Genomic DNA, 13644 nt, shown 5'->3' with positions numbered 1-13644 from the left:
ATTGGGCGCATTTGGCCCGGTTGTGATTGTTGGTTGTGCACAGGACTCAGGTCTGGTGAGCGCGTTTACACCAGAATACGAGTCATCACTCTAAGGGTTGTGGTTTAGGCTAGCACTAGATGGCATGCACGCTTTTTATTTCGAGGTGCCTACTAAAACACGACCGTAGATAAGAAAACCACTAGAATATTCGAAAGCGTTTTCTTTTCATTGTCATTTTTAGTATGATGATAGTGAACCGTCGGTAGCGACTGTGAGCGTTACGCCACGGAAGAATATACTGGAGGAATCAACATGACTTATAAAGTAATTATGGACACCGATCCCGGAATTGACGATGCAGCGGCCTTAACGATGGCATTGAATGATGCCAACATTGATCTGCAACTAATCACGGCTGTAGCCGGCAACGTCACTGTGGATAAGACCACTAAAAATGCCCTGACAATCGATAACTTTTATGGCAAGCACGTTCCCGTGGCGGGCGGTGCTAAAGCGCCATTAATTAAGGAATTCGAAGATGCTGCTCGGATTCACGGCGCCTCAGGGATGGCTGGCTATGATTTCCCAGAACCAACTGACCAAGCGCTAGAAAAATCTGCCGTTGAAGCATTACACGATGCGATTATGGCTAGCGATGAAAAGATCATTTTGGTTCCAACCGGTTCTTACACCAATATCGCTTTACTATTTACCGAATATCCAGAAGTCAAAGATCGTATCGAACGGATCATTGCTATGGGTGGATCATTAGGTCACGGCAACATGACTAGCGCCGCTGAATTCAACGTTTTCACTGATCCACACGCTGCTCAAATTATGTATCAATCTGGCGTTCCAATTGTAATGGTCGGCTTGGACGTGACCATGAAAGCCTTAATCACTGATGAAACCCTACAAACCATCGACAAAATGGGCCGTGCCGGCCACATGCTGCATGAAATCATCAGCCATGATTTTGATCACAGCGACGCTGGAACTGCCGTCCACGATGCCAACACTATTTTCTACCTCTTACATCCAGAAGCTTACACGACCAAAGATTACTGGATTGATGTCATTACTGAAGGGCCCGCAAATGGCGAAACGGTTGCCGACGTTCGGGCCGCTTACCATGATGGTAAAACTAACGCTAGCGTCTGTGTTGACGTTGATGCGGCTGCCTTTAACCAATGGTTTATTGATGAACTAAAAGAAATCAGCGCTCACGAATAACAAACTCTACGAGATACGATTGCACCCATGCCACTTCACTATCGGTATGGGTGTTTTTTTGGCCTTTATTTGCGGCCAACAAATTCAAATCACAAACTGATGCGGATTAACACGCAAAGAAATATACTAAAGTTACTGACATACTTTAATCACGGGAGGAAGACACATGGACATCGTTCTTATTGGCGCAGGCCCCCGCGGCTTAATCAGCGCCGAGCGTTTGATTGAATGGCAACGCCAAACAAACACCTATCATCAGTTAAATATCACCTTAGTAGATCCGTTCGGGGTCGGTGGCCGCGTTTGGCAAGTTGGTCAACCCCATGAACTGGTGATGAATACGAATCCTGATTTCATTACGTTGTTTACTGACGAGACCGTTAAAATGGACGGTCCGATTGCCAAAGGGCCCAACTTATTTGAATGGGCCCATCAACAGGCGCCAGGTTTCTTATTTCATCACGACCTACCCAATCGCGCAGAATTGCTTAATGAAGCGGCGGCATTAATCCATAATGGCTATTCATCACGCAGTTTTTTTGGCGCTTATCAACTGTGGTTCTATGAGTATTTGCAACAGCGACTCACAGATAATATCACGCTAACAATCCTTAAAGAACAAGCACAATCAGTGCGTCGTATTGAGGCGACCGATCGTTATTTAATCAAAACTGGCACCCATCGTTTTCAAGCGGATGCAGTTATCATGGCGCTCGGCCACTTTGAAAATGACTTAACCGAAGAACAAGTTGGGTTGATGAATTTTGCTGACGAGCATAACCTTAACTACATTGCCCCCACCCAACCACAAGAGTATCAGTTCGACCATGTAGCAGCCGATCAAACAGTGATTTTACGCGGACTGGGATTGAGCTTCTTTGACGCCGTAACCATGCTAACGCAAGGCCGCGGTGGCCACTTCACTCAAGACGAACATCAGCGGCTCGTTTATCAACCTTCTGGCATTGAACCACATATTATTGCCGGATCACGCCGTGGTTTTCCATTGCGCGCTAAGGGGCGTAATGAAAAAGGTTATGGCGAACTCGATCAACCGCATTTCTTCACAGCGCCATGGTTTTCTCACTATCAGGCCGGCTCCTTATCAGGGACCCGTTTCATCGAGCAATTCCATCACGAGGCGGAGTACGTCTATTACAAACGTCTGTTAGCGCTCAAGTATCCACAAGTAGATGCTGAAGAATTTCTGCGTGAATTCGTTGCAGCGCCTCAACCATCAGCCGTTGTCTTCCGGTCACCGATTATTGAAAGTGACTACCTCAATTGGAATCAGTTACTGAATCCGGCAGAATTTCTAGCTCATAGTGATGATTCAAAAATCATGGCTGACTATCTACAAGCCGACGTAGAGGCTGCCTTAGCCGGGACTAAGACCGGACCACTGACTTCGTCTTTAGAAATGTTTCGCGACCTGCGCGACGTGGTTCGGCGTGTCGTCGACAACGAATTGATCCGTGCCGAAGACTTCCGTAACCTATTTCTAGGCCAATTTGATAACGAAAACTCCTATCTATCAGTAGGGCCGCCAGAAAGTCGCATCGCGGAATTACAAGCTTTGGTGGAAGCAGGCGTCGTGACCTTACTGGGACCGGGCATGTTAGTATCTGGTGACGAGAACAGCCAACGTTTTGTCACATGGTCAAAGAACGTCCCCGATCAGACTTATCAGGCTGACTGCCTAGTAGAAGCACGGCTACCAGCCGTTTCAGCTAGCCACAGCCAAAACCCCTTAATCAAACAACTCATTAGGGCGAAGCTAGCTCGGCCACAACAGCTAACAATGGAAGATGGCACCATCTTTGAAACCGGTGCTGTCGATGTTGACATGCATACCAACGAATTGCTTGATCAACACGGCCAAGCGGTCACTGGCTTATACTTCTGGGGAGTCCCAACTGAAGGTAAACACTGGTTCACCACTGCCAGTCCCCGTCCAGGAGTCAATGACAGCGTTTTGCGCACCGCCGATGCAACCATCGCCGATTTGTTTAACCGCTTTGCCGACCACTAGGCTGACTGATTTTATGGAAAGAAGATCCTAATATGACCGTTAAAAAGGCAATTAGTGCCCAACAGGCGCGTACATTTGATGACTACACGATTAATCACCTAGGAATTCCCTCACCCGTCTTAATGGAGCGCGCCGCCTTAGCTGTCACACAGCGACTAACGACCAGCATCAACTTTGAGCTAACTAATGTGTTGATCGTCGCTGGTAGTGGCAACAATGGCGGTGATGGCATCGCAGTAGCTAGATTACTACATCTGCGCCACATTCCAGTGACGGTCTGGTTAATTGGTAATTTGGATCATGCCTCTGAGCAACTCACGCAACAATATGAAATTGCCAAACGTTATGGCATCCATGTCACACAAACGAAGCCAGATCAACTTACAACTTTTACCACAGTAGTTGATGCAGTATTTGGGGTCGGTCTCTCACGACCAATCGCGGGCCAGTTAGCTGAGGCTGTTCAAGAATTAAACCAGACTAACTTGCCTATTTTAGCTATCGATATTCCAAGTGGTATTGACGCCGATACCGGTCAACCCATGGGCGTTGCCATTCAAGCAATTGAAACCATCACCATGAGTTATAACAAAATTGGTTTAACGACCAAGTCAGGACAACTGTATGCCGGCCGCATCACGATCGCAGACATTGGCATCTACGATCCTGAAACAATTGAGCGACTAGGCTAGTCATTTATCCAAAAAGAAAAATTTTGCTGACACTAATTTGTACAAAAAGAGCGAGTTTCCGAAATCGGAGCTCGCTTTTTTTGACACCCATTCAAAATTAAATTGCACCATTGTTGAAAGCGATCCTTAAAAGCATTAATGGATCGAACTCATCAAGTTATCGTTGGGCAATAATCTTATTTGCCTCATTTTCCAATCGGAACATGGTCCCCTCAGGACTTTGCCGATAATCGTTAGCAAACGTCGCACTCATTGGGCTCACTCGTCCCACTGGTTTGCCCATCACATCAGTTACCACGAGGTCTTGATCCACCCACGTGACTTCATCGTAATGACCATCCAGTAAATAGTCGACCCAGTATTGTAACGTGTCGTGAACCGCTGCCGTCATGACATCCGCTTCCGTTATCGGCGCTTGATCGCCTCGTTGTTCGTTTAAAGTTTGGACGCGCAATCTGACCTCGTTCATATTCTCTGGAATTGTTTCACTCATAAACGCACCCACCTCACTTTTTGACTACCCTCATTATATCGTTTCCGCGCACAACGACAATTAAAAAGCGTAGGTTGTTTTCGGCACCTCAAGTCACGAGTCACTTTATTGGCTTTTTCGGTCATTTCCTGCTAGGCTACTGGTGTAGTTAAATAACACACGCAATCCTAGGAGGCAAAAACTTATGGCAAATATCGGTATTAATGGTTTTGGTCGAATCGGTCGTGACTCTTTTCGACGGATTTTAGAATTGGATGACCCAGATTTGAATATTGTTGCCATCAATGATTTAACTAGTCCAGCTATGTTAGCTTATCTGTTTAAGTACGACTCCACCTTTGGCCGTCTTAACGCTGATGTGAGTTCCACTGACGATTCATTAGTCGTAAACGGCAAGAAGATTCGCGTTTACTCTGAACGTGATGCGCATAACATTCCGTGGGTTGCTAACGATGGGGTTGATATTGTGCTTGAATGTACTGGCTTTTATACATCCAAAGACAAATCACAAGCACATATTGATGCCGGCGCTAAGAAAGTTGTTATTTCAGCACCAGCAGGTCCCATTAAGACAATCGTGATGGGCGTTAATGACGATTTAATTGAACACGATGACCAAATCATCTCCGTTGGCTCATGTACAACTAATGCACTTGCACCAATGGCTTACTTCTTAAACAAGGAGTTTGGCGTTAAGGTCGGCACGATTACCGCGATCCATGCCTTCACGAGCTCACAAATGATTTTAGATGGTCCAAAGGGCTCCAAGTTCCGTCCTAACCGGACCGCATCTGCAAACACGCTTCCGCATTCAACTGGCGCCGCAACCGCAATTGGTTTAGTTATTCCAGAATTAGATGGTCACCTTAGCGGCCACGCCCAACGGGTTGCTGTGGTTGATGGATCTGTTTGTGAGTTAGTTTCCATCTTGGACAAAGAAGTCACCGCTGACCAAGTTAACGAAGCTATCAAGCCACACACGCAGAATAATCCTGCTTTCGGTTGGAACGAAGATGAAATTGTTTCCTCCGATATTATTGGCGACACACATGGTGCTGTATTTGACCCAACTTTAACTGAAGTAACCCAAAATGGTGACTTCCAAGTCGTTAAGACAGCTACTTGGTTCGATAACGAATATGGTTTTGTTTGCAACATGATTCGAACGCTTAAGGCAGAAGCTTTAGCTTAACCTTGGCACTAAATTGAATTTTCTGACATATTTATCCTTTACACGATATGTCTATCCAATACGATCAAAAACACCATCGGCTTACAATTTGCCGGTGGTGTTTTTGTAATATCAATGCGTTTTAATGAATTAATCAAAGTTGTCGCCCATGGAATCGGCAAATTCTTTAACTTTGCCTTCACCTTCCTTAACGTTACCGCCAATTTTATCGCCGGTATCGCCAGTAATCGCCCCTTTGACTTGCTGGGCTTTGCCTCCAGCTTCATCACTGAAATGATCAAATTTCTGTTTCAAATCTTTCATCTGGTCATTATCTTGAAATAACATGTATCCCAAGGCCACGTTGGCTGCCAAACTGAAGCCTAATAGTAAGTTCTTCATCACTTGCTTCCTCCCTGATTAATCTTTCTTCTTATCGTTACTTGAATCATCTTTTTGCTGAGCTTGCCACTCTTCTGGTGTCAATAAATCTTTCACGTGAAGTTTAATCGATGTGACCTTGTAGCCAGTCATTGAGCGAACAGCCGCGATAATTTTACGTGATAACTTATCAAAAATATCATTCGCATCACGACCATATTCCAGCGTACCATCGAGCTCTAAATCAACGGTTTGATCATCTTCATTGACATCAGCTGAAACGCCATGTTCAGGACGATCACCACGAATTTGGGTCGATAAATTATCCATTAGTCCACCAGATAGCGACAAGACGCCGTCAACCTCATGGGCTGTTTTACCGGCAATTTTTTCTAAGACATCATCATCAAACACAATTTGCTTCTTCGTTGCTGCTTCAGCCATTTAAATTCCTCCTTACACCATTACTTCAAACGGTCGTGGTTATTCAACATGTTTTGCTTCAGGCGCATGTTGCGAATTTGGTTTACCTTTTGTCTGTTCTTGCCAATCACGTTTACTCATTACATCATTAATGTGTAAATTCAGCTCAATGACATCCAGACCGGTAAAATTGCGAACATCGCGCACAACTCGATCACTAACTTGCTCAAAGATTTGATGAATGTCTTTCCCATATTCAACCGTCGCGTTCATGTCCAACGCAACTTGTTTTTGCCCGACTTCCGCGTCAATACCTTGCGTTGGGTCGGCTTGGTTCCTAAAGCGGTCGGTAATCCCGCTTAACATCCCACCGTCTAAGGATAAGATGCCATCAACGTTACGAGCTGCCAAACCGGCAATCTTCTCAATGACCCCATCATCAAATGATAAGGTACTTTTTAAAGGGGGTGTTTTTGTATCCGCCATCACTCATTCCTCCTATGTGATTAATCAGACAAAAACCGATTAATCTCTTGTTTTAATTGACGCGTACTTACTGGCCAGAAGTGACTAATTAAGCCACCAAGAATCGCAATTACAGCAACTAGAATCATGCTCCAAAATCCGGCTAGAACCCAAGCCAAGCCAAGAATCAAGCCGACCAGAGTGCCAAACATCATTCGATTCATTCAACCACTCCTTTCTAAACCACCCGGGCAGGATGGGTATCAGGGGTTGCCGGTCGGACTTCAATCCGTGGGCGCCGGAGGGTTAATCCTAAACTTTTTTGCAAATAATCATTCACTACTTGCAAGGCTTCTTGCCCAACTTGTTGATAATCCGGATCAGTAGTTAGCGCTGACACCTTCACATCAGCCTGTTTGTGTCGACGTACGGTTAATGAAACGTGGGGACGATCCAAACGACCGCTTTCGGACAAACGATACTGCAAATCATGTTCCATCGCGGCAATTGGCAGCATAATCTCGCCGTGGTTCTTCTGATAACGAACGGCACGCAATCGCTTTCGTTTAAAAATACCGATCAAGAGCAAGATCCCACCAGTCAGGGCCGTAATTACGTTTAGGACTAATAAGACCCAGCGAGTCACATCCGGATTAATTAATAACCAATGATTAAGCTCGTTGGTGACCCCAGGCACATTAATCGCTAATAAAATCGCCAGGCCACCGGTCACTAAGACAATTAACCCAGTGAGACTAATGATCCATTTACTAACTGGTCTCATCAAGTGACCTCCTAACTAATCTTTGCGTTTTCGCACGTTCATGATTAATGACAAGATCAAAACTAAAATGATTGCACCTAGAATTGACGGTACAACGGCCATTCCAGCCAATGAAGGCCCCCAAGACCCTAGCAATGATTGACCAATCCAAGCACCAACCAATCCCGCAATAATATTACCAATCACGCCACCAGGAACATCCCGATTGATAATTAACCCTGCCACAAATCCAATCAAACCACCAACAATAATTGACCATAACCATCCAAGCATTAAAACCACTTCCTTCCTTTTTTGATTAACTTAATCTTATGGTATTGATATGTTCAATCGCAAAAAATCTGCTTATAAGCATCATATGTTGCACTTACATACCACCTAGAATGTATCCTTGTCCTTGATACACAAAAAGACCCAAGAAAAAACGTCAGACTAAATACAAGAATCGGACTAGCCAATGCCCAACAAAAAAGTTCGCCTTGGCGACATTGCCAAAACGAACTTTTTATCAAATCTCACGTTGCTTGTTTTATCCCACAATATTTTAGAATCCTACAGATTAACATCCATATTAAAAGTCAGTTTAGACATCCCAAGTCCGTCTGTTACCAATTGACCAATGAATGTCATCGTCTTATCCCGCATCTGGTTAACGACTTCATGGTTTTGTTCCGTCAAGTAAGCAGTTAAGGCTTCACCACTTAACGTCTGTGCTTGCTGATCAATCGTTTCAATCAATCGCCGTAATTCCTCTCGACATTCTTTCAAATAGTCAGTATCAGCCTGAATAAAATGACTGTAATGACTTTCAGTTAACATCGAAACAGTGCGGTACATCCAGTATGCATCTTTCACATTATACGTCATGGACGTGTTAGCAAAGCTGGGGTCGGTGTCCGTCGCATTGGCGTAAAAAGGTAGATATGGCGTATAAGCCGGGATTCCGATGGAAATCCACATCACCGCAGAAATTGCCGCTGGGACATTAGTCCGAATCTGCAAGATGTGACTCTGCTGTGTCCGGTTCAATGAAATCGCTCGATAACGTGTCTTGTCTTCGTCGCTACCGTGACCTAATGGATCAAAAAGTGTTTCATTGTAGTGAGAACTTTCGATATATTCAACATCTTCCAAACTGATTAGCCGATTGGCGTGGCAAATAAATGGCAAATCACTAGACTCAGGCTCTTGCTTGATCTCTGGATTTAAGTACCGCTGCGCGAACCAAACGCGTGGTGTGTTGTAATGCCGATCCTTTTCAGTATCGGTTCCAAAAATGTGGCGAAAGTTCCAGCCCGTTTTGTCGGGATTTAAATGATGTTCGGACACGAATTCACGAATTCCATCTGACCACATAAAGTTGTCTGGATCATCAAAATCAATTTGTTCTTGTCCTACCTGATTTGCAGCGACAACATAAGCATCGTCTGGAATCCGGGAAGCCACCCAATGATGACCTGTCACGATTTCCATATACCAAATGTCGTCCTGGTCAGCAAAGATGACCCCGTTACCCTCTGGCGAACCGTATTTTGCCACGAGGTCCCCTAGGTAGTGAACGCCATCTTTGGCAGAGTCAATAAAAGGCAAGACCATCGTCTGCATCGTGTCTTCCGCCATGCCATCTGGAATCAGTGGATCGTAAGCAAGTACCTTTTCGTTGGCATAGACACTTTCTGTGGCAGACATAGCGACATTTTTCTCGTTAAAGCCGCTTTCATCGTAGATACCTTCACCAGCGACATCGACATTTGGTGTTGCTTGATAGCGATAACCATTTTCTGGCAGTGGTGCTTTAAACCCATTTTGGGTTGACGCCAGTTCTTCATGTCGGCCGGTGACAGCTGGTCGCATAATGACCCGTTGTGGTGCAATTGGTAAAAAAGTATCGTCATTTCTAGCAACCATGACGGAGCCATCAATTGAGGCCTTTTTCCCGACTAACACGGTGGTACAAGCTTTATCCCATTTCATTACTGGTTCAATCCTTTCTTACATATCCATTTTTATATTTAAAAATAAGTGTACTCCTCTTTAATTTATGAAACCAGAGCGTGAGCCAGACCGTCTTGAGTCCGAGCAACAACTGGGAATCACGGACGGGGGTCACCCAGTAGTGATTACTGGTTGTGCACAGGACTAAAGTCTGGTGAGCGCGTTTATACCAGAGCGTGAGCCAGACCCGTCTTGAGTCCGAGCAACAACTGGGAATCACGGACGGGGGTCACCCAGTAGTGATTACTGGTTGTGCACAGGACTCAGGTCTGGTGAGCGCGTTTAAGCAAATGGTGCAACCATCTTCTGATTAATAAATCGGCTTTTCTCAGTTCTAGTTACCACCTCTGTTATAATTGATTTAAAATAATTCCATAAAGGCGGAGGCTACTTTTAGATGCAGAACTTTCTTTTTGATGTAGATGGAACCTTGCTTGATTCTGAAAAAATGTACATGCTTGCCATGCAGCAGGCGCTAGATGAAACCGGTCGGCATTTTGAGTATGAGCGGCTGGCCCAAACATTTGGAACGACCGGCAAAATTGCATTTCAACAACTCGGCATCCCCGATGACGAAATTCCAGGCTTAATCGATATTTGGCAAAATTATACGAAATCGACCTATGATACAATGCGCATTTATCCTGGAATTGAAGCAGTTCTCCAGCAACTCCACGAAAATCCTCGGCTGACCACAGCCATTGTGACATCAAAGTTAGCACCTGAATATCAACGTGATCTTGTGACTAATTTTCCTTTAGATCAGTTCATGGATGGCCACGTAACTGCTGATGAAGTTCAACGAGGTAAACCGGCACCTGATTCACTGCAGCTAGCCTTGGCTAAATTAAAATTAATGCCTAACCAAACAATCTATATCGGCGATACAATTTATGATTTACAAGCAGCCCATGCAGCGGGACTTACATTTGGTTTAGCAACATGGGGCGGCCCAAAAGCCCAATCGCTCATTCGTGATAGCGATGAAGTCTTGGATCAACCGCACGATTTACTGAATTTAATTGGGTAAATGACAACTTCACCATTATAAAAACGGCATCCATCAAGAATAAATGAATGCCGTTTTTATAATGTTTTTTAATCTAATTAACGTAAACCAACTAAACTAGCAAAGACTGGTACTACTGCATTGACAACGATACCAATGATGACCACCGCGATGGCCCCCATTGATCCTTCGACTGACCCTAAACTCAAGGCAAAGGCCGAACCAATCGTGTGACCAGAGGTTCCTAAACCTAACCCTGTCCCAATTGGATCAGAGTCTAACCGGAAGACCTTCACTAGCCACTTACCCAATGCGTAAATAATCACTGCGTTAACGATACATGCCATAGCTGTAACTGCTGGACTACCACCAATTGCCGCTGAAATTGGTAATGCGATCGCGGTCGTCGCGGCCTGTGGCAACATTGACGCAATCCCTAATTTGCTTAATCCAATGGCCTTAGCCACTAGATAAATCAACGTTAAAGAAATAAAAGAACCAACAACTAACGCTAATAAGATCTCTTTCCAAAATTTCTTCACAATATCATTACGTTTATACAACGGGACTGCAAACGCAATTGTGGCGGGGTTCAAGAACCAAAAGATAATGTCACCACCCGGCTTATAAGCTTGCGTGTAAAAGGCCGCGGTGCTCATTCCGAGCATTTTTGCCAATGCCATTAATGCTAAAATCCCAGCAACCATGCCGACAAATAAGGGCTGAAATAAAAAGAAACCATGCGAAATCTTAAATAACCATTGACCCAGTAAAAAGACCACAATCGATAGAAAAATACCAAAAAATGGGGTAACAAAGTAGGCCAAAGGTCCCTTAACAACGGGTGCTGTTGCCATTAGTAACGTACCAATTGTCATTTTGCTTACCTCTCATCTTTCGTTTCTGTGTCCACGTGAGCATCTTGGTGCAACCAGTGAACACGCATCCAAATAAAGAGCCGCGTACAATACGCAATCGTAACCAGCAAAATCACCGTCGAAATTATGATGACAACAATTAATTTCCATCCTTCCTTACCTAAAATATCAAGAGTGCCGGCTAGTTGAATCCCTGATGGAACAAACAAGAAGCCAATGATCCCAATCAAAAAGGCGCCCAATCCATCCACCCATTCAACTTTAATAACGTGCAAATTCAAAGCGACATATAAAAGTACTAACCCCACTACTGGTGTCGGTAATGGAAAATTGGGAAAGGTTTTCGCACCCCACTCAGAAATCAACCAAGAAACAAACAAGACAGTTGCATAAACGCCAATTTGAATCAAAATTGGTGCAGGCTTTGGCGCTGATTTTGGCGTGTTCTTTGACTTCTCCATCAACGTTTCCTCCGTTCAATTGAGCAAGCTTGAGTTTGTGAAATTGAGTTTCTTCCCTTGAATTATAACCGATTATATATCAGCTTAGAAGCTTTTATATCGGTATTGTAAGCGCTTTATAATTTATCAGAATTTTATTCCAGTTTGTTCATGATTTTTGTATAAAATCATGAATTTCACAATGTGACTTCCCCGGGCCACAAAAAAACGATACCTTATCTCGAAAGAGACTCAGTATCGTTCAATCCTGTTATTAATCGTTAAACTAATTAGTGTAAATTAACAATCGCCGAGAAAATCGGTACAACGATATCAATCACGATCCCGATAATAACCACAGCAATGGCAGCCATTGAACCTTGGGCTGAACCGAGTTCAAGCGCGAATGCTGAACCAACGGTGTGTCCAGAAGTACCTAATCCTAGTCCAGTCCCGATCGGATCAGAGTTCAAACGGAACACCTTAACAAGCCAGCCACCCAGCGCGTAAATAATCACGGCATTCAAGATGCAGGCCATGGCCGTAACCGCTGCATTACCACCGATCGCGGTCGAAATTGGCAAGGCGATCGCTGTCGTTGCTGCTTGTGGGAGCATTGAAGCAATCCCGATATTGCTCAACCCAAAGGCCTTTGAGATGCCATAAATGACGAACAAAGATACAAAGGCCCCAATAATGAGTGAAAGCAGAATTTCCAACCAGAATTTTTTGACAATATCATTACGTTTGTACAGTGGTACGGCAAACGCAATCGTAGCTGGGTTCAAGAACCAGAAGATGATATCGCCACCTGGTTTGTAGGCCATGGTGTAAAATTTCGCAGTATCCATGCCTAGCATTTTTGCTAACACAATCAGGGCAATGATTCCTAAGACCATGCCGACAAATAAGGGCTGGAAGAGAAAGAAACCATTGAACTTCTTAAATAACCATTGACCTAACAAATAAACAATCACGGATAAGAAAATGCCAAAGAATGGTGTTGCAAAGTAGGCTAACGGTCCGGTGATAACTGGTGCTGTCGCTGCAAGAATTGTAAATGACATGATTATGCTCCTTTCTACTGTTTATTCTTCGCGTCGACTTCTGCATCGCCGTGGAATAAGTGGACCCGAATCCAAATAAATAGCCGCGTTGTGTAGGCCACAACGACCAAAAGAATCACGGTGGATAAGATAATGACAACAATTAACTTCCACCCTTCATGTTGCAGGATTCCCAAAGTACCGGCCAATTGAATTCCAGAAGGAACAAATAAGAAACCAATCAGGCTAATCATGAAGCCACCGAACGAATCCACCCATTCCACCTTCACAATTTTCAAGGTTAGTGCTAGGTATAAGAGCACCAAACCAATCACTGGTGTTGGCAAAGGAAACTTGGGAAAGGTCTTCGCGAAGAATTCTGAGATTAACCACGAAATAAAGAGAATCGTGGCATAAATCCCAATCTGAATAAGAATTGGTGCTGCTGGTGTCTTTTCACCAGTTGTCGCCTGTGATGCTGTTTGATTAGAGCTAGGTTGCTTTGCTGCCATGACAATGACCTCCTAGTCATGTGAATGATTGCGTAACAATGATGAGAACATAAATTCATCTCACCTAACACCCTTATTTTACGAATATCCGCGCTCTAATTGCAGTTT

At 44.3% G+C, this 13644-nt stretch carries 17 protein-coding genes; 5 read left to right on the top strand and 12 right to left on the bottom strand.

Annotated features, from left to right (window positions below):
• Window positions 1-294: 294 nt before the first annotated feature.
• The 3 genes from rihC (at window position 295) to ACKTR2_RS04785 (ending at window position 3939) form a co-directional block, all read left to right on the top strand.
• Window positions 295-1215 carry a ribonucleoside hydrolase RihC gene (gene rihC, locus ACKTR2_RS04795; protein WP_407883047.1) on the top strand — a complete coding sequence of 307 codons (921 nt, stop codon included), beginning with the start codon at window positions 295-297 and terminating at the stop codon, window positions 1213-1215.
• A 166-nt stretch (window positions 1216-1381) separates the two neighbouring features.
• Window positions 1382-3247, top strand: coding sequence for an FAD/NAD(P)-binding protein (locus ACKTR2_RS04790; RefSeq protein ID WP_407883045.1), 1866 nt, complete (start codon window positions 1382-1384; stop codon window positions 3245-3247).
• A gap of 32 nt (window positions 3248-3279) precedes the next feature.
• The gene (locus ACKTR2_RS04785; protein WP_407883043.1) at window positions 3280-3939 is read left to right on the top strand and encodes an NAD(P)H-hydrate epimerase; all 660 of its coding nucleotides are present in this window, start codon (window positions 3280-3282) and stop codon (window positions 3937-3939) included.
• 157 nt (window positions 3940-4096) lie between these two features.
• On the opposite strand, the gene ACKTR2_RS04780 is transcribed toward ACKTR2_RS04785, so the two are convergent.
• Window positions 4097-4432 (bottom strand): hypothetical protein, encoded by a 336-nt coding sequence (locus tag ACKTR2_RS04780; protein ID WP_407883041.1) that lies wholly within the window; start codon window positions 4430-4432, stop codon window positions 4097-4099.
• Between the two features lie 184 nt (window positions 4433-4616).
• On the opposite strand from ACKTR2_RS04780, the gene gap reads away from it, so the two are divergent.
• Window positions 4617-5624, top strand: a complete 1008-nt coding sequence (gene gap / locus ACKTR2_RS04775) for a type I glyceraldehyde-3-phosphate dehydrogenase (protein WP_407883039.1) — start codon at window positions 4617-4619, stop codon at window positions 5622-5624.
• A gap of 129 nt (window positions 5625-5753) precedes the next feature.
• Here gap and ACKTR2_RS04770 read toward each other — a convergent pair whose 3' ends face one another.
• The 7 genes from ACKTR2_RS04770 to ACKTR2_RS04740 form a co-directional block, all read right to left on the bottom strand.
• Complete coding sequence (locus tag ACKTR2_RS04770) at window positions 5754-6005, bottom strand: CsbD family protein (RefSeq protein ID WP_407883037.1); 252 nt, start codon at window positions 6003-6005, stop codon at window positions 5754-5756.
• An 18-nt stretch (window positions 6006-6023) separates the two neighbouring features.
• On the bottom strand, window positions 6024-6428 hold the full coding sequence (locus ACKTR2_RS04765; RefSeq protein ID WP_407883035.1) for an Asp23/Gls24 family envelope stress response protein: 405 nt from the start codon (window positions 6426-6428) through the stop codon (window positions 6024-6026).
• A 39-nt stretch (window positions 6429-6467) separates the two neighbouring features.
• Entirely contained in the window at window positions 6468-6893 is a 426-nt protein-coding gene (locus ACKTR2_RS04760) for an Asp23/Gls24 family envelope stress response protein (RefSeq protein ID WP_407883033.1), read from the bottom strand.
• A gap of 20 nt (window positions 6894-6913) precedes the next feature.
• Window positions 6914-7096 carry a DUF2273 domain-containing protein gene (locus ACKTR2_RS04755; RefSeq protein ID WP_407883031.1) on the bottom strand — a complete coding sequence of 61 codons (183 nt, stop codon included), beginning with the start codon at window positions 7094-7096 and terminating at the stop codon, window positions 6914-6916.
• 14 nt (window positions 7097-7110) lie between these two features.
• Window positions 7111-7656, bottom strand: a complete 546-nt coding sequence (gene amaP / locus ACKTR2_RS04750; RefSeq protein ID WP_407883029.1) for an alkaline shock response membrane anchor protein AmaP — start codon at window positions 7654-7656, stop codon at window positions 7111-7113.
• A gap of 15 nt (window positions 7657-7671) precedes the next feature.
• On the bottom strand, window positions 7672-7929 hold the full coding sequence (locus ACKTR2_RS04745; RefSeq protein ID WP_407883027.1) for a GlsB/YeaQ/YmgE family stress response membrane protein: 258 nt from the start codon (window positions 7927-7929) through the stop codon (window positions 7672-7674).
• Window positions 7930-8208: 279 nt separating this feature from the next.
• Window positions 8209-9630 carry a C69 family dipeptidase gene (locus ACKTR2_RS04740; RefSeq protein ID WP_407883025.1) on the bottom strand — a complete coding sequence of 474 codons (1422 nt, stop codon included), beginning with the start codon at window positions 9628-9630 and terminating at the stop codon, window positions 8209-8211.
• Between the two features lie 418 nt (window positions 9631-10048).
• Here ACKTR2_RS04740 and ACKTR2_RS04735 point away from each other — a divergent pair, with 418 nt between their 5' ends.
• Window positions 10049-10681, top strand: a complete 633-nt coding sequence (locus tag ACKTR2_RS04735; RefSeq protein WP_407883023.1) for an HAD family hydrolase — start codon at window positions 10049-10051, stop codon at window positions 10679-10681.
• A 77-nt stretch (window positions 10682-10758) separates the two neighbouring features.
• Here ACKTR2_RS04735 and lrgB (ACKTR2_RS04730) read toward each other — a convergent pair whose 3' ends face one another.
• From lrgB (ACKTR2_RS04730) to ACKTR2_RS04715, 4 genes are all read right to left on the bottom strand, one after another.
• Window positions 10759-11517: an antiholin-like protein LrgB gene (lrgB, locus tag ACKTR2_RS04730; RefSeq protein ID WP_407883454.1), complete on the bottom strand. Its 759-nt coding sequence runs from the start codon at window positions 11515-11517 to the stop codon at window positions 10759-10761.
• A gap of 26 nt (window positions 11518-11543) precedes the next feature.
• Window positions 11544-11999, bottom strand: coding sequence for a CidA/LrgA family protein (locus ACKTR2_RS04725; protein ID WP_407883021.1), 456 nt, complete (start codon window positions 11997-11999; stop codon window positions 11544-11546).
• A gap of 269 nt (window positions 12000-12268) precedes the next feature.
• Window positions 12269-13045 carry an antiholin-like protein LrgB gene (lrgB, locus tag ACKTR2_RS04720; RefSeq protein ID WP_407883019.1) on the bottom strand — a complete coding sequence of 259 codons (777 nt, stop codon included), beginning with the start codon at window positions 13043-13045 and terminating at the stop codon, window positions 12269-12271.
• A 14-nt stretch (window positions 13046-13059) separates the two neighbouring features.
• Window positions 13060-13536: a CidA/LrgA family protein gene (locus ACKTR2_RS04715; RefSeq protein ID WP_407883017.1), complete on the bottom strand. Its 477-nt coding sequence runs from the start codon at window positions 13534-13536 to the stop codon at window positions 13060-13062.
• Window positions 13537-13644 lie beyond the last annotated feature (108 nt).

Source organism: Furfurilactobacillus curtus (genome assembly GCF_045862785.1).
GTDB lineage: Bacteria > Bacillota > Bacilli > Lactobacillales > Lactobacillaceae > Furfurilactobacillus > Furfurilactobacillus curtus.
The sequence above is the reverse complement of the archived record's forward strand: the minus strand, read 5'-3'. Positions and strand labels throughout refer to the sequence as shown.

Bases quoted from the DNA above. Each gene is read 5' to 3' on its own strand.
- rihC (WP_407883047.1), top strand. From the start codon at position 295: ATGACTTATAAAGTAATTATGGACACCGATCCCGGAATTGACGATGCA.
- ACKTR2_RS04790 (WP_407883045.1), top strand. From the start codon at position 1,382: ATGGACATCGTTCTTATTGGCGCAGGCCCCCGCGGCTTAATCAGCGCC.
- ACKTR2_RS04785 (WP_407883043.1), top strand. From the start codon at position 3,280: ATGACCGTTAAAAAGGCAATTAGTGCCCAACAGGCGCGTACATTTGAT.
- ACKTR2_RS04780 (WP_407883041.1), bottom strand. From the start codon at position 4,432: ATGAGTGAAACAATTCCAGAGAATATGAACGAGGTCAGATTGCGCGTC.
- gap (WP_407883039.1), top strand. From the start codon at position 4,617: ATGGCAAATATCGGTATTAATGGTTTTGGTCGAATCGGTCGTGACTCT.
- ACKTR2_RS04770 (WP_407883037.1), bottom strand. From the start codon at position 6,005: ATGAAGAACTTACTATTAGGCTTCAGTTTGGCAGCCAACGTGGCCTTG.
- ACKTR2_RS04765 (WP_407883035.1), bottom strand. From the start codon at position 6,428: ATGGCTGAAGCAGCAACGAAGAAGCAAATTGTGTTTGATGATGATGTC.
- ACKTR2_RS04760 (WP_407883033.1), bottom strand. From the start codon at position 6,893: ATGGCGGATACAAAAACACCCCCTTTAAAAAGTACCTTATCATTTGAT.
- ACKTR2_RS04755 (WP_407883031.1), bottom strand. From the start codon at position 7,096: ATGAATCGAATGATGTTTGGCACTCTGGTCGGCTTGATTCTTGGCTTG.
- amaP (WP_407883029.1), bottom strand. From the start codon at position 7,656: ATGAGACCAGTTAGTAAATGGATCATTAGTCTCACTGGGTTAATTGTC.
- ACKTR2_RS04745 (WP_407883027.1), bottom strand. From the start codon at position 7,929: ATGCTTGGATGGTTATGGTCAATTATTGTTGGTGGTTTGATTGGATTT.
- ACKTR2_RS04740 (WP_407883025.1), bottom strand. From the start codon at position 9,630: ATGAAATGGGATAAAGCTTGTACCACCGTGTTAGTCGGGAAAAAGGCC.
- ACKTR2_RS04735 (WP_407883023.1), top strand. From the start codon at position 10,049: ATGCAGAACTTTCTTTTTGATGTAGATGGAACCTTGCTTGATTCTGAA.
- lrgB (WP_407883454.1), bottom strand. From the start codon at position 11,517: ATGGCAACAGCACCCGTTGTTAAGGGACCTTTGGCCTACTTTGTTACC.
- ACKTR2_RS04725 (WP_407883021.1), bottom strand. From the start codon at position 11,999: ATGGAGAAGTCAAAGAACACGCCAAAATCAGCGCCAAAGCCTGCACCA.
- lrgB (WP_407883019.1), bottom strand. From the start codon at position 13,045: ATGTCATTTACAATTCTTGCAGCGACAGCACCAGTTATCACCGGACCG.
- ACKTR2_RS04715 (WP_407883017.1), bottom strand. From the start codon at position 13,536: ATGGCAGCAAAGCAACCTAGCTCTAATCAAACAGCATCACAGGCGACA.